Source organism: Paenibacillus sp. PAMC 26794 (assembly GCF_000316035.1).
Lineage (GTDB): Bacteria > Bacillota > Bacilli > Paenibacillales > Paenibacillaceae > Paenibacillus.
Genome location: NZ_ANHX01000087.1, coordinates 35709 through 56904, shown reverse-complemented (window position 1 = coordinate 56904; position 21196 = coordinate 35709). Strand labels below are relative to the sequence as shown.

At 45.3% G+C, this 21196-nt stretch carries 21 protein-coding genes; 5 read left to right on the top strand and 16 right to left on the bottom strand.

Annotated elements, in window-relative coordinates; translation table 11 throughout:
* Positions 1-224: 224 nt before the first annotated feature.
* From D829_RS32090 to yyaC, 4 genes are all read right to left on the bottom strand, one after another.
* Positions 225-1472: an SAM-dependent methyltransferase gene (locus D829_RS32090; protein ID WP_051154107.1), complete on the bottom strand. Its 1248-nt coding sequence runs from the start codon at positions 1470-1472 to the stop codon at positions 225-227.
* 96 nt (positions 1473-1568) lie between these two features.
* Positions 1569-2273: a DUF6483 family protein gene (locus D829_RS0128300; RefSeq protein WP_017692287.1), complete on the bottom strand. Its 705-nt coding sequence runs from the start codon at positions 2271-2273 to the stop codon at positions 1569-1571.
* 433 nt (positions 2274-2706) lie between these two features.
* Complete coding sequence (locus D829_RS0128295; protein ID WP_017692286.1) at positions 2707-3498, bottom strand: alpha/beta hydrolase; 792 nt, start codon at positions 3496-3498, stop codon at positions 2707-2709.
* Between the two features lie 60 nt (positions 3499-3558).
* Positions 3559-4116: a spore protease YyaC gene (gene yyaC / locus D829_RS0128290; RefSeq protein WP_017692285.1), complete on the bottom strand. Its 558-nt coding sequence runs from the start codon at positions 4114-4116 to the stop codon at positions 3559-3561.
* Between the two features lie 158 nt (positions 4117-4274).
* Here yyaC and D829_RS0128280 point away from each other — a divergent pair, with 158 nt between their 5' ends.
* Positions 4275-4499 (top strand): DUF1128 domain-containing protein, encoded by a 225-nt coding sequence (locus D829_RS0128280; RefSeq protein WP_017692283.1) that lies wholly within the window; start codon positions 4275-4277, stop codon positions 4497-4499.
* Between the two features lie 72 nt (positions 4500-4571).
* Here D829_RS0128280 and D829_RS32085 read toward each other — a convergent pair whose 3' ends face one another.
* The 3 genes from D829_RS32085 to D829_RS0128265 form a co-directional block, all read right to left on the bottom strand.
* Positions 4572-5903 carry an IS3 family transposase gene (locus D829_RS32085; protein WP_017692282.1) on the bottom strand — a complete coding sequence of 444 codons (1332 nt, stop codon included), beginning with the start codon at positions 5901-5903 and terminating at the stop codon, positions 4572-4574.
* A 162-nt stretch (positions 5904-6065) separates the two neighbouring features.
* The gene (locus D829_RS0128270; protein WP_017692281.1) at positions 6066-6791 is read right to left on the bottom strand and encodes a pirin family protein; all 726 of its coding nucleotides are present in this window, start codon (positions 6789-6791) and stop codon (positions 6066-6068) included.
* Between the two features lie 139 nt (positions 6792-6930).
* Positions 6931-7950, bottom strand: a complete 1020-nt coding sequence (locus D829_RS0128265; RefSeq protein WP_017692280.1) for an asparaginase — start codon at positions 7948-7950, stop codon at positions 6931-6933.
* 138 nt (positions 7951-8088) lie between these two features.
* Here D829_RS0128265 and D829_RS32080 point away from each other — a divergent pair, with 138 nt between their 5' ends.
* The 4 genes from D829_RS32080 (at position 8089) to D829_RS0128245 (ending at position 10105) form a co-directional block, all read left to right on the top strand.
* Positions 8089-8790: a phosphatase PAP2 family protein gene (locus D829_RS32080; RefSeq protein ID WP_017692279.1), complete on the top strand. Its 702-nt coding sequence runs from the start codon at positions 8089-8091 to the stop codon at positions 8788-8790.
* A 135-nt stretch (positions 8791-8925) separates the two neighbouring features.
* The gene (locus D829_RS0128255; RefSeq protein WP_017692278.1) at positions 8926-9183 is read left to right on the top strand and encodes a GlsB/YeaQ/YmgE family stress response membrane protein; all 258 of its coding nucleotides are present in this window, start codon (positions 8926-8928) and stop codon (positions 9181-9183) included.
* Between the two features lie 64 nt (positions 9184-9247).
* Positions 9248-9655 carry a YtxH domain-containing protein gene (locus tag D829_RS0128250; protein WP_017692277.1) on the top strand — a complete coding sequence of 136 codons (408 nt, stop codon included), beginning with the start codon at positions 9248-9250 and terminating at the stop codon, positions 9653-9655.
* Positions 9656-9739: 84 nt separating this feature from the next.
* Entirely contained in the window at positions 9740-10105 is a 366-nt protein-coding gene (locus D829_RS0128245) for a DUF5665 domain-containing protein (RefSeq protein WP_017692276.1), read from the top strand.
* A gap of 20 nt (positions 10106-10125) precedes the next feature.
* Here the strand turns inward: D829_RS0128245 and D829_RS0128240 are convergent, their stop codons facing one another.
* The 9 genes from D829_RS0128240 to D829_RS0128200 all read right to left on the bottom strand — a co-directional run bounded on the left by D829_RS0128240 (position 10126) and on the right by D829_RS0128200 (position 21183).
* Complete coding sequence (locus D829_RS0128240) at positions 10126-11187, bottom strand: magnesium transporter CorA family protein (RefSeq protein ID WP_241230829.1); 1062 nt, start codon at positions 11185-11187, stop codon at positions 10126-10128.
* Positions 11188-11288: 101 nt separating this feature from the next.
* The gene (locus D829_RS0128235; RefSeq protein WP_017692274.1) at positions 11289-12062 is read right to left on the bottom strand and encodes a sigma-70 family RNA polymerase sigma factor; all 774 of its coding nucleotides are present in this window, start codon (positions 12060-12062) and stop codon (positions 11289-11291) included.
* A complete protein-coding gene (rsbW, locus tag D829_RS0128230; RefSeq protein WP_017692273.1) occupies positions 12059-12511 on the bottom strand; it encodes an anti-sigma B factor RsbW in 453 nt (150 codons plus the stop codon). The genes D829_RS0128235 and rsbW overlap by 4 nt, the downstream gene beginning before the upstream one ends.
* A gap of 18 nt (positions 12512-12529) precedes the next feature.
* The gene (locus tag D829_RS0128225; RefSeq protein ID WP_017692272.1) at positions 12530-12868 is read right to left on the bottom strand and encodes an STAS domain-containing protein; all 339 of its coding nucleotides are present in this window, start codon (positions 12866-12868) and stop codon (positions 12530-12532) included.
* Between the two features lie 86 nt (positions 12869-12954).
* Positions 12955-14631, bottom strand: coding sequence for a response regulator (locus D829_RS0128220; protein ID WP_017692271.1), 1677 nt, complete (start codon positions 14629-14631; stop codon positions 12955-12957).
* Between the two features lie 15 nt (positions 14632-14646).
* Positions 14647-15519: a protein-glutamate O-methyltransferase CheR gene (locus tag D829_RS0128215; RefSeq protein WP_017692270.1), complete on the bottom strand. Its 873-nt coding sequence runs from the start codon at positions 15517-15519 to the stop codon at positions 14647-14649.
* An 86-nt stretch (positions 15520-15605) separates the two neighbouring features.
* Complete coding sequence (locus tag D829_RS0128210; RefSeq protein ID WP_017692269.1) at positions 15606-19331, bottom strand: response regulator; 3726 nt, start codon at positions 19329-19331, stop codon at positions 15606-15608.
* Entirely contained in the window at positions 19328-20497 is a 1170-nt protein-coding gene (locus D829_RS0128205; RefSeq protein ID WP_017692268.1) for a fused response regulator/phosphatase, read from the bottom strand. Before D829_RS0128205 ends, D829_RS0128210 begins: the two co-directional genes overlap by 4 nt.
* A gap of 341 nt (positions 20498-20838) precedes the next feature.
* On the bottom strand, positions 20839-21183 hold the full coding sequence (locus D829_RS0128200) for a general stress protein (RefSeq protein WP_017692267.1): 345 nt from the start codon (positions 21181-21183) through the stop codon (positions 20839-20841).
* Between the last annotated feature and the right edge of the window lie 13 nt (positions 21184-21196).

The window sequence follows — 21196 nt, the reverse complement described above, 5'->3', positions numbered from 1 at the left end:
CCGATCCCTCCACCCGCATAGCGGGTGGTTTTTTGTTTCGCGCGCTTCACGCACTCAACTGGCTAAAGCCATAACAAAAAGACAGAAGATCCCGATAACGGGTCCTTCTGCCTGATATACATCTGACAGTTATGATGTTGCTTGCTACGAAGTATGTGCATTGAATATCATTTTACATTCAAGGACCCTAATTGCAGTATGTCCCTGGATTGGCATTGGCACACTCAACAAAGGTCGCAATTTGCGGAATCTTGAACGGTTTCTTTACTCGATTTTGATCTCCCGTTGGCCTGCTTGCCATCGCCAGGAAGCAAATCGGCACAAGCCCGCTCCAAATATGGATCGGCATGAATGAAATCACGGAAAGCCGTATATTCATTCCACATCTCCGTCACTTCGCCGGCCTGACCACGAACAGCACGAATCAATATGTTTTTAGGCGTATTCTCCATATCGATGAATTCAAGCAATTGTGTTTTGTATCCCATCAGATCAAGCAACTTGGCACGAATCCCATCCGTAGCCAGTGCGGAAAAACGTTCCTTGAGGATGCCATGGGACAACAACGGATTCATCACGGAAGCCTCTACTTGATCAAACAGTTCATGCTGACAGCAAGGAACAGACAGAATAACAGAAGCCCCCCAACGAACTGCCTTCTCCAGCGCAGCATCGGTAGCTGTATCACAGGCATGCAGCGTGACAACCATATCCACTTCGTTCAATTCATCGTAGTCCGCGATGTCTCCAACCAGAAACTTCAGATCGCCATAATGCAATCGATTAGCCAGATCATTACAGTGTTCAATTACATCTGCCTTCAAGTCCAACCCAATAATCTTGAGTGAACGACGTTGTTGTACAGACAGATAATGATATAACGCAAAGGTCAGATAAGACTTGCCACAACCAAAATCAACGATGGTCAGTGGACGTCCCTCCGGCAGATGCGGAATGACATCCTGCACCATTTCGAGGAAACGGTTGATCTGTCTGAACTTGTCATACTTGCGGGCCAGCACACGACCTTCTTCGTTCATAATACCAAGTTCAACGAGGAACGATACGGGAACTCCCTCTTCCAATACATATTGTTTCTTGCGATTATGCGACAGATCCACCGCAGTCTTGGAAGCAGATTTGGTCAGAATGGATACTTTATATTTTTTGCTGATCAAAATTTGATAGTCTGCCTCGGTCGTACAGAGCAGACCTTGACGAAACGTCTCTTCGCATAACAAAGTCATGCGCTCTGCCGCTTCAGCCGGAGTCAAATTCTCGTGCAGCACTTTGTTGTTATAATGAAATGCAAATTGATAATGCAGCTGATTCTTCAGTGTCACCGGCTTGACTTGCACTTTGGTATACGAGACATTGTCCCGTCTGCGCAGCTGGCTCCAGGTCGCTGTAATCAGCGAGTTCTGTTCAAAGATGTCTTGTATAAGCTTTCGCAATGAATCCACGGGGTACATCTCACTTTCGGTTTGGTTTGGTCAACCGTTACCATACCACAATTCCGTTCCCTCTCCAAGTAAAGGCATGTAACAGGCCTTGATCCAATCCATATTTTATGAGTTCATCTCTTGACGACTTAGTTCAGCTAGTCCCTCTTCAACTTCGTTCCGTGGCAAACCGCCCTGCTCCAGCTGTTCATCCGTGAATTGGCTCAACCTTTCATAGAACGCCTGTACATCATCTCGGTAGCTCACCGGGAATTCATCACCAAGCTGTAGCAGTCTGTACCAACCGTTCTCTGCCTGGTCGTAACGTCCTTCTTGTTCACGATACAGGGCAAGCTGTCTTTCAGTCCGGGCAGGAAGTTCATATTCTTTCGTGAGCCCCAATACACCCTCCACCCGTTCCGGTGCATTCAATAACTGGGGATTAGCGCCATGATTCAATGTATACAGGTAAAAATGAAGTGATTTCATCAATCGAATGAGGGCGTCATCCTCTGCATCCATCCTCTCCTGATCCTCTATTCCTTCCACTCTGGCCTTCTCTTGATAAATATATGCTTCTTCTTCAATCAGCCTGGCGGCTTGCTGAAGATTGTCCACTTCAATCATTCCGCGAAAACGGAACATTTCAATGACATCCTCTGCTGGCAACGAGTTCAGTAGCGATAAGTTCATCCCAAACTGCCTGCGCATCAGCTCATCCAGTTCAGACAATGCCTCGGTATGCTTACGTTGCTGTTTGAGCGTGAACACTTTGCCTATTGCTTCAGTCATTTCCTCCATCATGCGGAGCAGATAATCTTTTCTGAACATGCTGTATGCCCCCTCATCATTCGACCCTATACATCCAATCGTTCTCATATCGTTCCTTTATATTTATTTTAATTCATGCCATGACAAAAAGCCAAAAACAAGACGCACGCGTCTATGCTCTGGCCATGAACACACCAAACCCCTGCCTATCCCAAAGGGACGTTGCAGGGGTTCAATTGGAATGGAACTGGGTACTCCTCCTCCACAAGAGGTAGAATCATCCAGAAACCAAACTATATTCTAGGACGTGTCTCAAAACTCGCTGAAGTGCATCTTTTACCGCCTTTTCGCCCCATGCTGCGTCACTTCCCCTTGACGTGCCCCGGCACGCCTGCGGAAAACTTCCTTGCTTGGAACGAAAATTCAGTAAAATCTACTTCCTTCGGAGTTTTCAGACACGCCCTAATGAAATCAACATAAATCACTTCATCAATTACTTCGATAATCCAGCCATAAATTGTTTAATGACCTGAATTAACTCTTCAGGAGCTTCATACATGCTCATATGACCCGCACCCGCAATAACGGCTTGCACGATATGTGGCTTGTCACTTGTAAATGTGCGTTCTGGCGGGATAACAGCATCCTTCTCTCCCGCTACCAGCAATACAGGTAAAGGTGTGGCCGATAACACATCGCGGCGATCCGGGCGTTCTCGCATAGCAAGTGCAGCACCAACAGCACCTTGAGGGGCTGTCTGGTAACCAATCTCCTTCACACGTGTTACAAGCTTAGATAGCGATTCCACATGTTCCGGTGCAAACAGCCCGGGAACCAGTCCATCTATAAAATTTACGATACCTTCAGTTTGAATGGTGGATACAGCGCGAAGGCGTTTCTCCTTGGCTTCTTCACTGTCCGGATAGGCTGTGGAATGAATCAGACCAAATGCATTCAATCGTTCCGGGTGACGTTGTGCAATCGAGAGCGCAATATATCCCCCCATCGAGTGTCCCAGAAGGACCGCCTTTTCCACGTTCAGCTCATCCATCAACTGTAATACATCGTTACCCATCTGTTCGATGGTATAACTTCCTACAGGTGCATCTGTTTTTCCGTGTCCACGCAGGTCAGGTACGATACAGCGATAGCTGCGTGCCAGTTCAGGTACGACCTCATCCCAATACGATGAACTGCCACAGTATCCGTGGAGCAAAATGAGTGCTTCTCCCTTACCTTGTTCGGCATAACAAATCGTCGTTCCATCACACATCACTTTTTCCATATGAATCCCTCTCTCTGCGCGAATTAAATAATTCAGGTTGTATATTATTAAGCCTGCGAATCATGAATGAAACGTTTGTCTCCATTTCCATGCTTCAATTGCGGCGTCTGCAATCGTTTGGGACATCCCCATGACCAGGTGAAGCGAGGTCATCTGCAAAATGGAATAGGGCCTTGGTCCATTCGCATTAACCACAGCCGCTACACTGTATTGTCCAACGGGGGGGAGCTTGCCTCCGACCGATTGGGCCGGAATGAGTGGGTTATTCGAGAGATAGTAGGTACCTAACGCATGCTTGGGACCCAGACATGCATCAATCGCTATGATGGCATGGTGTGCAGGAATAAGTGCCAATTTCTTCTCCAGCGTATCTGCATCACAAGGAGAAGACAGCATGCCAATCACGTTCTCCATTCCGCTCTCTTGCAGTAAACTTCCTGTCAGTGGACCCAGAGCATCCCCGGTGGAACGATCGGTACCAATGCAGACAAATGTGATTTCAGCTGGAGAATGAAGTTGAACGATGTTTTTGAAAAATAAGACCAGATTCTCTGCAGGCACGCCTTTGCGGACTTCCCTTCCTTGATGGCGAACCATTTCTCGCTTATACGCTGCCAAGCTGTATTCCCTCCAGTACACTCAGGTTTCCATTAAATCCTGTTGTTGTATCCATCATTGTAACCGATGCTTGGTTTCCCCGCAAAAGCATTAGCCTGAGCGCTCCCAATCATGATACAATAACAAGAGTTTCCGATACGGAAGGGATGAACTTAACGATGGATTTAACACAAGCAACAGCAGCCAATATGGAATATATGATTGAAGCGATCAAAACCAAACTTCGTATGGCAAGCGGTGCCGCCATGCAAGCCTCTTCATTCCCACTTGAGAAATATGAAGATCTGTTTGACCTGTACGAAATGATTTTGAGCAAGGAACATCTCAGTATCTCTGAAGTGGAAGCTGTCGCTTCGGAACTGGGTAATCTTCGTAAATCCTAAGCCAAAAAAAGGACCTGTCTTCCACATCACCGTGTAAAGTGTACCCTTTGTAAAGGACATTTTGAAAAAGAACTAGGCAACTTGTTGAAGCTGCTGTCTGTATTTTACAGGCGGCAGCTTTTTCAAATTCCATTGCCCTCGATAATGATTGTAGTACGTCATATAACTCTTAATTTCTCGTTTTACTTCTTCTAATGTTTCGCATTCTTTGATATTCGTTTCATCCTTAAAATGCCCAAAGAATGATTCTTGGGGGGCGTTATCCCAACAATTGCCTCGACGTGACATGGATTGTCTTAATCCCATTTTCTTCACTACGGATTGGAATTGTGGATTCGTATAATGAAAGCCTTGATCGGAATGGATTAAGGCATCTTTGGCTAAATGGCGATGCTTCTGTAATTTACGAAGCGTGTTTAGCGCAATTCCTATACTTAACGAAGAAGAAACTTCATACGCTAAAATTTCATTCGTCTGTGCGTCTTTAATCGTCGATAAATACGCACGTTTATTGCCTTTGTACGTTAAATAGGTGATGTCGGTTAATAACACCTTTCCCGCCTCGCCTGGCTTAAAATTGCGCTTTAATTCGTTTGGACATGTGCGATGTTCTTTCGTTGCTTTTGCCATTCTACGGGCCGGATTAGCCTTTCGAATGGGACAGATGATTTCAAATTTCTTCATAATACGGCGGATACGCTTTAAGTTGTACGTCATCTTGTATTGATTTTCTAATGTCATTTTGATTTGGCGTGCTCCTTTTTTTCGTCCACGAAAATGATACGCCTTTAAAATCATTTCCTTTATAATCTCATCTGTTTTGGCTTTAGCTACGCGCTTTTGCACTGATTTTCCAGAGAAGTAATTGTAATATCCGGAACGTGATACTTCCATAACATCGCATAGATATCTGACCAACCGCTTCAATTTATACGTTCTGATCGTCCGATAAATGAGTTCAAACTTCAGCTCTACAGCCACTTTTATTTCTTTTTCAACATCCTGCCTTTCGAGTAGATCGAGCTTTTTTAGCAGTTCATTTTCCGCTCGTAACAATTGATTTTTTGCTTCTAATCGTTCAATCTTTTGTTCTAATGTTAATTCACGTTCCGATGAGCGACCTGAATTTGTTTTACGTGTATCCTGTAAGCCTTCTACACCCGCTTCACGATACGAAGCACGCCAACGCTTTCCGGAAGAACGAACACGCTCCAAACCGATACATTCGGCATCTAAGCCCGCTTCTTCAAAAATGTCTCGTGGCAGTTTACCCTGTTCATTTTGTGCAATGAAATGGCGCTTAAATTCATCGGTATACGTAATCGCCTTATCACTAACAGCGATCACATTTGGATTTCGTTTTAGTTGTTCTTGTTCTTTCTTCGTCAGTAATCTTTTCGTCATAACATTTCCGCTCCAACATCGTTTTTTTTCATTATAAACAAAATACCCTATAAGATGGACTTTTTTCAAAGTGTCCATCTTATAGGGTACATTTTAGTGGGAACAGGTCCTTTTTCACATGTTTATATTTCCAGACTATCTTTTACGGAATACATCCGATTCTTAAGGCAGGTCAACCAGAACAAATTCGGCAGGTTCACTGTCTGTGCTCGTGATTTGCAGATCACAGCTTTTGCGAATTCGTGCGGCATCCCCCGGCTTGAGGTTAAAGTTGCCATCCGAACAATGAATCTCTACATGTCCACTGATCAGGAAAAGATGTGTACGTCGATCTTCGTGTTGCGGGTACATCAACTTCTTCCCGGACTCCAAATGGGACAGGTAACAGGTTACATCCTGGGCAATAGGCAATGCGCCTTCGGTTCCCTCGCCCCCTTGCCCGGATACAATCGGACATAGACGATTCAAATGCTCCTGCGGCTCTATTCTCCGATTTGTATAGGATGGTTTCAGCATACGCTCCGATGGCAAAAACCACATCTGGAGGAAACGTACCGGTTCATCCGCTGACGGATTGGTCTCGGAGTGTTCCACTCCCGTACCCGCACTCATCACCTGGACGGTGCCCGGTTCAAGCAATTGTTCTGTTCCCATACTATCCGTATGTTTGAGTGTACCTGATATGACATAACTGACAAGTTCAAGATCATGATGTGGATGTTTCTTAAAGCCTTCTTGCGGCATCAGCGTGTTTTCATTATGAGCCAGCAGACAGCCAAAATGGGCGTTGCTTGGATCATCATAATCCGCAAAGGAAAAGCTGAATTCACTGTGTATCCAACCTCGATCCGACGTGTGCCTTTCTTCCGATGTCACCACTTTAATCATGTTCATCCACCTCCAAGGGTTTAGAACTGCCACATTACCGCGGCAGTCCATGCGTGTATATCAATTGTATAGACGAATACCAGTTGGTATGTCATCTTTACCCGGGGTCCGGCAACTCTAATCACGCCCCTTCTTAAGGTTATACGCTATCTTCAAGTGAGTGCAGAAGGAACTCACTATCTGCATGACCCACAAGGGTACCCGCGTCATTTCGGATGTCCGAAGGGAAAACTTCAGCCAATCGTGCAATGGTACTCTCATTGGAATAACCAATCTGTCTCAGGATGGATTGGGTAATGAAGGCCCACTCTTCCTCGGAACCATCAAGCACCTTGAAGGTGATTCCCAATCGTTCTTTTTTCAGACCAAAACCGAATACCCCCTTGAATCCACCCTTCGCTACAATGTTATCGTCTTCCAGCAGCACTGAATCTACACGTTCCGTGCCACCTACCATCAACGGATGTTTATTCATAGCTGATGTGATGGTCTCTACAGCTGTTCTTGTGGAAGGATCAGCGATAAGATCCGGACAAGCGAGCTTCAGATAGGCGTTCGACAATGCCGACAACGGCAAAGAAAATACCGGAAAGCCGCAGCCATCCGTCCCAAGCTCAATCTCTTTTTTCTCAATACCTGCCATGTCGGCAAACGTTTCGAGAATTTCACGCTGAACCGGATGATCCGGGTCAGCGTAACTGTCCAAATCTACCTGCTTCATCTGACTGTACCCCAGAATTCCCAGATGCTTTCCGGAGCAGTTATGCAAGATGCGCCGTTTCTCTCCTTGTGCACGTAACCATTGATTACGGCTTTCTTCATTAAGCGGATAGCTTGGTGCACAGATCAGGCATTCTTCTCCCAATCCAATTTTACCGGATAATTGCTCCAGCACCCGAATGTGTTCCGGTTCCGAACGATGCGAAGAGGACATAATGGCAATCTCCTGTGTTGACAGACCATAGTGACTGGCAATTCCTGCCCGAATACCTGGAATGGCTTGAAAAGGTTTGGCAGATGAGCGAGTGAACGCTCTAAAATGAGGGTCACCAGCCGAGTATACGATTCGGCCATACTCATCCGTAATACTTATGTGTCCGTAATGGGCGCATTCCATAATGCCTGCACGGTATTCTTTAATTAACAAGGCACTCTCCATGCGAGTTCTCTCCTTTGTGCTCCCGATTTCATCTCTGCTTTGCGTCACGACGCCGCATGGGATATCTTAAATAGTATAGTACAAAAGCGACGTTTTTACAGTTTTTTCGACAGGTATTTCAGGAAGGAGAATCTCATTATGCCGCGCAAAACGTATTCACCAGCCTCATTCAGTTCAAATTCAAGTACGTTATTACGTCCACTCCTCAACTGGGGTTTGGCCGGTATGGCTATCAGTGCATCGGTCGTATTTATCCTGGCTGGTCTGGGTGCCTGGTTGGGCACTGATGTTATTATTCGTCTCGATGATCAGATTCAGCAATTATTTTATCTGAATTCGGATTCACGTCTTCATCTATTCCCTTACACTGCGTTCATAACCGCACTGGGCTCATTCAAAATCTCTGCGGTGGCTGCAGCAGGCTTTGCTTTGCTTTTCTTCATGCAACGCAGTCCAAGGTTTGTTATATATGGATATGCGATCTCGGGAAGTTTTGCGATGATGTGGATTCTGAACACGTTATTGAAAGAATTTTTCAGAAGGAGCAGACCTGAGCTGGATCATCTACTGGTCGTTCACGGGTACAGCTTCCCCAGCGGACATGCCATGATCTCCATGGGCTTTTACGGCATGCTCTTTGTAATCTGGGCCATTGAACGACAGCGACATAACTCTTCCGGTGTGTGGCTTCCTGTTCTATGTGGTATTAGTTTTATTTTCTTGATTGGCCTCAGCCGGATCATGTTGGGCGTTCATTATCCTACGGATGTATTTACTGGATTTACTGCTGGATTGGCATGGATCTTCTGCATGATTAAAGGCATTAAACGGACCCGTTGAAGGGTGAATTCCTCTGATTTCCAGTTCATTCATCCTCATCTTTATTGTTTCACAGGGTTGCACGGGGTTTATATACGAAGTAAGCAAACGCGAACAGACAACATCCTACATCAAGTTTAAAAGGAGGCGGTTGTTATGTGGGGCATCATTATCAGCATTGTGATGGCTGTCATCATCGGTTTGATCGGAGATGCACTTGCCGGTCACAACATGCCTGGAGGCATAATCGGTGCAATGATTGCCGGATTTGCCGGAGCCTGGCTGGGAGCACTTTTGCTTGGTAACTGGGGACCAGTTATCGGTAACTTTGCCATTATCCCTGCCATCATTGGTACAGCGCTCTTTGTTTTCTTGCTGGGGCTTGTGTCCAGACTGCTAAGACAGGCTGCCTGATTCGGGCAACAAGGTGTTCGTTGTTTCGTATTTGTTTCTTAAATTGAAGAAGGAGTGATTAGACATGAATAAAGCAGAAGAGCAATATCCTGTACAGACGGGTTCGACTTTCGCAAAAGGTATTTTCATCGGGGGTTTGCTGGGAGCTGCAGCAGCACTACTCTTTGCGCCTAAACCGGGACGTGAATTGCGTGGTGACCTTTCCGAGAAAGTGGGCATGGTTACTGACCGCACCAAAGAAGTGGCAACGGTTGTAGGTGACAAAGCCTCTGAACTGGCTAAAACGGTCTCTTCCAAAACTTCCGACATTGCAAAAACGGTAAATCAAGGCCGCAATGATGTAATGGACTCTGTGAGAAAAGCGTCCGCTGATGTGGCTAACGAAGCATCCCGTGCATCTGATGAAGTGGCTGCCGCTTCCGTTGAAGCGAAGGAAGATGCACGTAAAGAACTTAACTCGACTAGCCTGTAAGGCGATACAGATCGAGTGACCAATAGCCAGCTGCACTCCAGCTGGCTATTTTTTATCCAATGCAAGTTGAGGAGGACGAATAATATGAGTAAAGTTACAATCAACGGTAATACTCCAATTACGGGAGGAACACCGGCACAGCAGTATGATACAAGCGAGCATCCTTTTGAATTACGTCATGAGGTAAAGCGATTGAACACACGTTTGGACCAGATTGCGGACAGTCTGGAGAGAGCACAGATCAAGGATATTATTGAGAATTACAGCAGTCCCAAAAAGCGGATTATTACCAACTTTACAGCGGGCATGGCACGAGGTCTCGGTCTGACTGTGGGTACCTTTGTTGTTCTGGGTTTGCTCGCGTTCATTCTCAGCCAATTCGTCAATATGCCGATTGTGGGACAATATATTGCTGACTTGCTTGGTTATATTGAAGATTACAAAAACTAAGAGGACTAGCCAACAGTAGGCTACCCCTTACTCTTTCCCTTTGCTCCTTTTTTCTCTGTCTCTTCAGCTGAAGGCTGTGAGGATTTCACTTTCAGCAGATCTCCTGTCCAGCCTTTCATCATCAGCCATACATACATGCTGATCATGCTTAAGATAATGACAACAAGCACCAGTACAACTCCCCATGATTTATCAATAAAGGGTAAGTTCTCGAAGTTCATCCCCCATATCGCGCCAGCTGCCGTGGCAGGTATGAACACAGCGGTAACAATGGTCAGGGTCTTCATGATCTCATTGCCACGTACACCGGAGATCGCGTTATCAATGGAGATTAACGTATCAATTTCTTTCTCGTAGTGACTAAACAAACGTTCCATTCGCTCTACTCGATGTTGGAGCTGCTGAAAGTATCGATTTTCATTTATTTCATCAAGGTAAGCCTCATGTGAAGCAGCCATCAGTTCCGAGTAAGGGATGAACAGATTACTCCAATACAATAATTCAAATCGAGCGGCGAGAATCTGGTCCATCAAGGTGCGAGCATTGCGGGATTCCATCTTCCGTTCCAGATCGCGCAGGTTCATCTCAAAATGATCCATTCCCACATGGTAGTAATGCAGTATAGCTCGAAAAAGTACAAACATTCCGTCCCTGGCCTCACTACATTGCTGTAACATATGGGCACGTTCATCCGTCTTCATAATACATCGTGTATTGTCATCCATATTCAAGGTAACCAGGTTATTGCGATCGACATAAAAAAACATCTGATTATCTTGACGTTGGTCATCTCTCTCATTCTTGACCGCATACAACAATGAACCAAATATGACTGGCTCTGTACCATTCACGAAACGGACGGACAAATAATTCGATTCGACTTCAGGAATTTTATGAAGCCAATATTGCATATCCGGAAATGCCTCTGTCAGCTCCTCCAAAGCATCGTTCATGCTATCGGTGTCAGGTGCAACCCAATCCCACCATTGCCAATGGTCCGAGCAAGATAACTTGTCACGGCGAGCTTCCAACTTGATTCGGTTCACAATCACTTTATCCACTCCTGCACTCATGTTCTTCATTGCATACCCATCTTTTTGATCCCAAAAAGGACACGTATGCATTTCAGCGCATTGACGTGTCCTTCTTTATGCCGTACTCAACAACATTAGGGTTCCATTTTTCATAACATTGAAGCATTAGACATGATCTGTTTCAGTTTCTCTGTAGCTCGCTTCTGAATCCGAGATACACTCATCTGTGAAACACCAAGCTTCTGGGCAATTGCCCGCTGAGATTGGCCATCCTGGAATGCTAGAATAAGTACCTGCTGCTCTTGTTCCTTCAATTGTCCCAATGCCTGTTGCAAGTCCATCCGTTTTTCGACCGAATCATAGTCATTAACATCTGCACTGATCAGTTCACCTAATGTTGCTGCACTGTCATCCTGAGATAAAGGAGAATCCAGTGACACATAGTGATAACATTCCCGACCAGCCAGAACTTCAATCGTCTCTTCTGCAGTCAGATCAAGGTATTCAGCAATTTCGTTCACACCGGGTGAGCGCTCCAGCTTAACGGTTAACTCATCAATGGCATGTTGCACAAGGGCTCCCTTTTCCTTAATCCTCCGGGGCACCTGAATATACCAGGATTTGTCACGCAAGTAGTTCTTCATATGACCGATCATGCTCTTCATGGCATAAGGTTCAAACGGAATACCTAGGTTGATATCGTATTGCTTCAGCAAACGAATCAAGGCCATCTGCCCGGTCTGATACAAGTCTTCGTATAGATCGGGGCGATTCCGAGCGATTTTACCTGCTGCCATCTTGACCATTGGTTCATATTTACGGATGAGAACTGTTGCAATTTCATTATCTAGGGTCTGCTGGTATTCCCAGATCAAACCTATAGCTTCAGACATGGACTCTGGTGGAGTCACTTTTTCACTCATACTTTCTCCTCACTTCTTGCAAGCCGTTTTACGAGTACTACTTTCGTACCTTTGCCCGTCTCACTTTCCACACTGACATCGTCCATCAAGGCTTGCATCAGGTAGAACCCAAGTCCGCCAATCTGTGCTTCTGTCAGCTCTTTGTCGTGAAGACCCGCACGTGCCACAGCAGGGTTCATGTTCTCAAAACTGGCACCTTCGTCCTTGACAATGATGGACAACGTTTCGCCATCCACTTCGAATACAACTTCAACCATGCCGCCTTCGTGTGAGTAGGCATACAATACAGAGTTGTTACAGGCCTCGGATACAGCAACTTTCATATCCTCAATGTCTTCATAAGAAAATCCCATTTTGGATGCTACTCCATAGAGATTGAGTCTTACAATATCAACGTAATCAGCTGTCGCAGGTAAATTAAGGGTGACTCTTTGAACTTCTGCATTCATTCCTTTTTCGATCCTTTCCTATTGGGAATTCTTCTGTGTGACAAAGAATTTGGCGATGCCCGTCATGTCAAAAAGTTTCTGAATCTGCGCAGGAACTTCCTGTACTTCAAAGCGAGCTTCCATTCCATGTCTTGCCTTCAGAACAGATAACAGGATACCAATCCCTGTGCTATCGATATACTTCAATTCCTTCATGTTGATCAACAGATCCTGTTCCTTGTTATCCACGAGCGGCTCCATCACCAAACGGAAGTCAGGAGCGACAGACAAATCCAGTTCGCCAGTCAGATACACCGTGCACACGCCGTCTTGTGTTTCAGTTCTTGCATTGAATTTTTCATTTTTATTTGTATTCATTAGACATCTCTCTCCTGATCAATGGTTTCATTACCTAATAACCCAACTTAAGCACGAGTGAAACAGAACGAAGGTTGGGAAATATTTCAATTGGCCTGATTCATGGCAGATGGGCCTGAGTTTAATATCTCGTGTTGTTTCTGAAACTGGGCTATTTTCTGTTTTACATTGCCCATTTTCACCGGTTTACTAATATAATCATCCATGCCGGCAGCAATACAGCGTTGCTGAATACCTTCCATCACATTAGCAGTCATGGCTATAATGATTGGCTGATCAGACTGGGACAGACTCTCTCGAATCCGCCGTGTACATTCCAAACCGTCCATAACAGGCATCTGCAGATCCATAAACACATAGTCATAGGGATAACTGCTGCCATTTACCATATCGAGTGCGCTCTGCCCATCTTCAGCAATGTCTGAGAGCAACCCAAGCTTACCGAGCATAATCGCCATCAACTTCTGGTTAATAGGATGATCATCCACGATTAATACCGTAGGATATTTATTCTCATTTTTCACATCCGTTGGTTTCTCTTCCCCGTTTCTCTGAACCAGTTCAGTTTCTACATAACGTTTCGCCTGGATTGTAAATACAAACGTCGCTCCCCGTTGCTCTGTTGTATCCAGATAGATCTGTCCACCCATCATTTCAACCAGAGTCTTGCATATTGCCAGTCCTAAGCCAGTTCCACCGTATTTACGTGTCATGGATGTATCCAGCTGGGAAAACGGCTGGAACAGGCGATCAACTTTATCTGAAGCGATACCTATCCCGGTGTCTTTAACAGCAAACTCCAATGCCATTTGTCCGTCTTTTTCTTCATTCACTGACACGATCAGATATACGCCACCCTGGTCGGTGAATTTGATCGCATTGGCAATAAGATTCAAGAGAACCTGACGTAGCCTTGCCATATCCCCATAGATTAATTCAGGGACAGAATCTTCCAGGAAATAATCCAGTTCCAGATTCTTTTTGCCTGCTTCTGCAGCAAACAATCCCAACACTTCCCGAATACAGGAGACAAGTTCAAAAGGATGCTCTTCCAGTTCCATTTTACCTGATTCCATCTTGGTAAAATCAAGAATGTCGTTGATGACCGTAACGAGTGCATCTGCACTGCGACGAACGATGTCTGCATATTCCTTCTGATCTTCCCTCAGTTCCGTCTCCATCAGCAGATCAACCATGCCGATAACTCCGTTCATCGGTGTACGAATCTCATGACTCATCATCGCCAAGAACTCGGTCTTTGCATTGGCTGCAATTTCTGCTTCTTCCTTGGCCTGAATAAGTTGTTGGTTCATCTTCTCCAGTTCCTGTGTCTTCTGGTGAAGAAGCATGGTCTGTGTCTTCAAACGTTTATTGGTGATAAACATCTCTACAAAGCCATCGATTTTGGATTTCAAAATCTGAGGAATAAATGGCTTAACCATGTAATCAATGGCCCCGGCTGAATATCCGGCAAACAAGTGCTCCGCTTCTCTGCTATTGGCAGAGATGAATATAATCGGCACATCCTTGGACTTGTCCCGTGCCTTAATTAACTTTGCTGTCTCAATTCCGTCCATTCCAGGCATCTGCACATCGAGAACGATAACCGCAAATTCGTCTTTTAGCAGACAGCGGAGTGCCTCTTCTCCGGAAGTTGCCTTAACGAGTTTATATTGTTCCGATTCCAGAACTGCTTCAAGAGCAAGCAAGTTCTCAGGGCGGTCATCTACCAATAATATGTGGATTGGTTCATTGAGCCCCATGCTAACCCTAACCCCCTATTTGATCTTCCGGTATATTTTTTCGGTCCGGTCTAACGGCTCATAGGTATCACTGAACTCTGTAAAATGTATCGATTCTTTCGACCCCAGAACCAGAATACCAAAGTGGCTCAAGCTCTCATGAAACAGCCCATGCACATGGTTCCGCAGTTCATCATTAAAATAAATCATGACATTACGGCAAAAGATAACATTAAACTCGTTAAATGACCGGTCTGTTGCCAGGTTGTGCTCGGCGAAAATGATGTTCTTCCTTAGAAAAGGATGAAATATCACCGAATTGTATTTCGCTGTATAGTACTCGGAGAAGGCTCTGGTACCCCCTGCCTCCAAATAATTTGTAGTAAATAGTTTCATTTTCTCAATACCATATACGCCTTCTTTGGCCTGTTGCAAAGAGCGATCATTCATATCCGTTGCGTAGATTCTTGCCTTGTCATACAGCCCTTCCTCATGCAACATGATGGCCATGGAATAGACTTCCTCTCCCGTGGAGCATCCTGCATGCCATATTCGGATATACGGGTAGGTTCTCAGGATAGGAATAATCTTTTCCCGAAACATTCGGAAAAGCGAAGGATCTCGAAACATTTCCGTTACAGGGATAGATAAGTTCTGTACAAAACGGTCAAACGCGGAACGGTCATGAAGAACACGCTCCTGCAAACCGGATATGCTCTTAACACCTTCAGCATGTGCATGATGCCAGATTCTTCGTTTCAGGGATGGCAGTGCATAGTTTCTAAAATCATATCCATATAAACGGTGCATGCCTTCCAACAGCAACTCAATCTCGATCAGCTCGCGTTCTTCATCTTGCGGCATACGGACCAAATCTGCCCCCGTCTCGGTAGGTTCCCACGGTGTCATAAATTCTCTCCACTTCTTCATTTGTTACTTGCGTATTCGTCGTATTGTCTTTCATTACCCAAACAATGAACATACGAATAATGAACTTACGAATACAGCCATACGCGCATTAAGGATAACAATTGATCGGTCTGGATCGGTTTTTTCACATAATCAGATGCTCCGGCCTCAATACATTTGCCGCGATCCTCTTTCATGGCTTTGGCCGTAAGTGCAATAATCGGCAACTTTTCAAACTGCGGCATCTGTCTGATTCGTGTCATGGCTTCATAACCGTCCATTTCTGGCATCATCATATCCATCAACACCAGATCAATTTCCGGGTTTTTGTCCAGAATCTCCAGAGCCTCACGGCCATTCTCTGCAAACGTTACATCCATCCGATAGCCTTCAAGGACACTTGAAAGGGCAAATACATTACGAATGTCGTCATCTACAAGCAATATTTTCTTGCCTTCAAACAACGTTTCCTTGTTGTGCAGCTTCTGTAAGATTCGACGCTTGTCTTCCGGTAAATTGGCTTCTACCCGATGCAAGAATAATGTCGTTTCATCCAGCAAACGTTCCGGTGACTTCACATCCTTGATAATGATGGATTCCGCATATTTGCGCAGCTTCATCTCTTCCTTGGAATCCAGTTCTTTGCCTGTATAAATTATAATCGGCAGATCGTTCAGATATTCATCATCGCGAATCTGGTCGAGCAACTCGAACCCGGTCATATCCGTTAACATCAGATCCAGTACCATGCAGTCATAACGCTGGCTGTGTAATTCATTCAATGCCTCACTACCTGTCGATACAGCGGTGATTGCAACATCATCATGACCAATCAATTCAATAATGGCTTTACGCTGAATTTCATCATCTTCGACGATCAACAGTCGTTTCAATTGATTCTCAGTATAGGATTTGATATGTGAGAATGCTTTATCCAGTGAATCCTTGCTCGAAGGTTTTTTCAGATACGCAATGGCGCCCATCATCAGACCTTGCTTCATATCATCAATGACTGAAATCACATGAACCGGAATGTGACGTGTTGCCGAACTGCTCTTCAGCTCGCCCAGAATGGTCCAACCATCCATCACCGGCAATTGAATATCCAGGATAATGGCATCCGGCAGATATTGACGTGCCATTTCAAGTCCTTTATCCCCTTGAAGGGCAACAAGTGCTTTGAAGCCTCTTCCTCTCGCCATATCCGTCAAAATATGTGCAAAGTTCACGTCATCCTCAATGATGAGCAAGATTTTGTCACCTTCCATAAGATTCTCCCGATCATCTTCGATCTGCGTGACATCTGGAGTATGGGTAGGAGACAGATCTGTACCCACGCTCCGCTCCGGATCAGGAGAGAGAATGGACTGATGACTTGAAAGCATGGTCCGTGCTTCGATGGACTTTTCATAAAGATCCTCTGAGGATACAGCCGCTTCTCTTGAAGCACCTTCCTCTGCCAAGGCTTCCTCTTCATGATTATCCGGCAGGTACAAGGTAAAGCAGCTACCTTCCCCTTCGGATGATTCCACCTGTATTGCGCCACCAAGCAAACGTGCCAGCTCCCTGCTAATGGACAATCCCAGGCCAGTTCCACCGTATTTCCGACTTGTGGTCCCGTCTACTTGCTGGAACGCTTCAAAGATCAGATCCGTCTTGTCCGATGGAATACCAATGCCGGTGTCTTTTACACTGAATCCGAGATATTCCTGATTGGTATTCATATAACCCGGCAGCTCTTCCGGTTTCATCCGTCGCCCAATCAGACTAACCGAACCTCGATTGGTGAACTTAAATGCGTTCGACAACAAATTCCGTAAAATCTGTTTGACGCGATGACTGTCGGTGTATACCCATTCCGGTAGATCGCTGTCAAACTCGATATTCAAGTTCAGTTCCTTTTTATTCGCCATCGGTCCAAAGTTCTGCTGAACAAAGCTGGTCAGCTCTTCCATTCGAACTGTCTCATAATTGATATCCATCTTACCTGCGTCCACCTTGGACAGATCCAGAATCTCATCAATCATCTTCAGCAGATCCGCGCCCGACATGTAGATGGTTTGCGCATATTCCTGCTGTTTGTCAGTCAGATTTCCACCCTTGTTCTCCGACAATAACTGGGACAAAATGAGCAGACTGTTCAATGGTGTACGGAGTTCATGTGACATATTCGCTAAAAATTCAGACTTGTACTTGCTTGTCATCGACAGCTGTGTAGCTTGCTGTTCCAACTGTGTCTTCGTTTTCTCAATTTCGTCATTCTTCTCTTCGACTTCACGCACCTGCTCTTCAAGCGCCCGCGTCTTGGCAATGAGTTCCGTATTAAAATGTTCCAGTTCTTCCTGCTGACGCTGCAGCAATTCCTCAGATCGTTTAAGCGCCTCTGTCTGCTCCTCCAGATTCTCATTAGAACGACGGAGTTCTTCTTGCTGTGTCTGCAATTCTTCCGATTGAACCTGCAGTTCCTCAGTCAGTGCCTGGGATTCGCGCAGCAGCTCCTCCACACGCAAACGTCGTCGAACGTTGTTCAAAATTACGCCCAGGTTCATGATCAGTTGTGTGAATAACTGCTTGTGCAGTTCATTGAAACCTTCAAAGGAAGCCACTTCAACTACACCAATCAGTTCATCTTCAAACACGACAGGATAGATCATGATACCCGCAGCACGTGTTGAGCCTGAAGCTGAACCAATATGCACGTAATCTTCAGGCGTATTTTCCAGAATAATCGGTGTCATATCCAGTGCGGCTTGACCAATCAGGCCTTCACCGACGCGATACATTTCTTTACCAACATCTTCGTTCTCTTCAAATGCGTATGCACCGTAGCGTCTCAGCTCGTCGGGATGTTTCTCCTCATCGATCAGATAGACGACACCCAACTGAGCGCCAAGCACAGGTGTAAACTCACTGATAAACATCTGTGAAATTTGGCGAATGGAGCCAATCCCCCGAAGCAGCTCCGGGACTCTTGCGATGTTCGAACTCATCCAGTTTTGATCCTGCTGAGCCTGCACATAAGCCCTCTCGATCTCCAGTTTTTCTTCCAGATCACTGGATACATCTTTGAACACACTGGCAATCTGACCAATCTCATCGGTTGATTTGACCTGTATGCGCCGAATGGTTCGGTAACGCCCTTTACCAAAGCTGGTAATCATCATAGATACAGTGTTCAGACCCCGTGTAATACTCGGCAGCACCCACAGAATGACACCCAATGCAAGCAACAACCCCGCAATCATGATACTTATGGTGATCTGTACGGCTCTCGTGTACGCTGCGTTAGCGTTCTTGATCTCGGCATCAATCTCTTGGTCCTGATAACGGGAAAGAGCATTCAAACTATCCACAGCTTCTTTTTGCACCGCGAGTCCTGTTGAATTACGGTAGTTATTCGCATCTTCTACCCTGCTTTGGGACATCAGGTTGATCTGTCTCGTTGCATAGGAAGTATAAGCGGTCCACGCAGTATTCACACGATCCACCAGTTGATGTTCAGGTGCGCTGTCTGCTCGGTTTCTTACTTCTACGAGGTAACCATCCCCCCGATCCTTCATATCCTTCAGGTCACCTTCAGCAGCACTAATCGAATTGTTCGGATTCAATAACAAGTTAGCCAGCACTTTGGCAATATCATTGACCTCTCCACGTACAGCAGAAGTGAACCTTACTTTGAGATAACGTTCCTGATACATCTGATCAATCTGTTGATTACTGCTGTTTAACCGTTCATAACTCACAAACGTGAGCACGATCAAAATAGCCATCAGAGCGGTAAAACCAATCAGCAGTTTATTCCTGATCTTCATTCATCCCCCGCTCCTTTATCCAAAGTAATCCAGACCAGACATTTATCATCATCCCGCTCCTGGGGAATTTCGTCGTCAAAAAACATGGCCTGCATGGCAGCTTCATTCCACTGATGTGAGCCGGTCAGTTTTTCGATCAGGAATTCATGTTGTTCCTCCTGCCCGCCCTGAACAGCTTCCAATAATCCATCCGTATAGAGTGCAATATGCCCGTCACCCTCGTAATGGATCGTTTGTGGTTCAATATCCATCTTGTCAAATAAACCAACAGGACAGCAGACGCTGTCAAATGTGGTGACACTGCCGTCGTTTCGGAAAAATAAAGCAGGTGGATGCCCTGCATTAACATAATCAATACGCTTCATCCGTGTATCAACGACCAGATAAATTGCCGTGAAATAATACTGCACCAATTGTTTTTCCAGATGGAGCTGGTTGAAGCGACGGTTCAACTCCTGAATGACCTTCTCTGGATCAACATAGGTGGTAACCGTATCCTTCAACACTGAAGCGATAAACATCGTAAACAGGGATGAAGATATCCCATGCCCCATCATGTCGAGCAACAGTACCCCGTAACGGCCTTCCCCAAGGGGGTACCACGAATACAGATCACCCGCAAGCTCAAAGGAAGGTTTATAGATGGCGTGGACTTGAAACAAAGGGTCCCTAAGCGCCGGACTTAATACGGCATTTTGAACCATCGCTGCCAGCTTCAGCTCATCCTGAATACGTTGATCCCGCTCTTTATGCCAATCTTTCTCTTGTTTCAAACGAAGCGCGAGTCGAATTCTGGCCATCAGTTCGACTTTGTTAATCGGTTTAGTCACATAATCAGATGCGCCTGCATCCAAAGCTTCGGCAAGTTTTTTGGAGTCACCGATGGCAGTCACCATAATAATCGGTATATCCTTCAGATTTTCAAATTTCTGCACAATACTGCAGGCTTCGATGCCGTCCATCTCAGGCATCATCATATCTAGCAAAATCAGGTCAATATCCGACGGTTTTGGACGAGGTTCGTTACTTTCCTCCCCAATTCCCAACACTTCAAACATTTCCATGGCGGAACTTGCCGTTACAATGTCACGATAGTTTTCTTTTTTCAGAATTTCTCGAATGATAATGACATTCGTCGGATTGTCGTCAACAATAAGTATTCTCATTGATATCTCCTTATCTGTGGCGTCCGGGTTTGTCGATTCTTATTAGGTTAAAACAAACGTTGATTATACAAATTTTGCATACAAAACGGCAGTAGACATAATAATTCCTAGCATAACTATAATCGTAAAACCAAAAAACTTCTATCAGTAAATGGCACCATCGCAGGGTAATCCCCCCGCAACCTACCCTGTTTTTGCAGCGTCCTGATCCCGCTTCCAAACTTGCAAAAACATAGATAAGGAATGGGGAAAGCCCCATTCCTTATCTATGTTTTTGATTAAGCATTTTACATAAATGATTGATAAGCTTGTCCATGTTCAGCAAACTTCAACTTATCGGGTTAATCTTTCTTTTTAGCAATAACGAGCACTTTACCTTTGTCGAGTTCACTCTCGTAGAAGTCCGCTTCGGCTTCGGTAAAGCCCATCGAAACAATTTTGGCCCGAAGTTCATCACCACGTGAGCGGAACAGATTCGCCAAGGAATCAAATACGCCTTCTTCCTTTATGCCAATTTCTTTGGCATCTGCTGTATCGGCAATTCGATCTGTACGATCCTTCTCATGGGCGAGAACAAAGATTTGATCAGCAAGGTATCCGGTAATCTGCAATTCTTTCACCGCTTCTACCGCCTGGACTCCGTTTTCTACCACTTTTGCATAAGCTTGCTCATTGGTTGAATTCATCGTTTCCACTCTC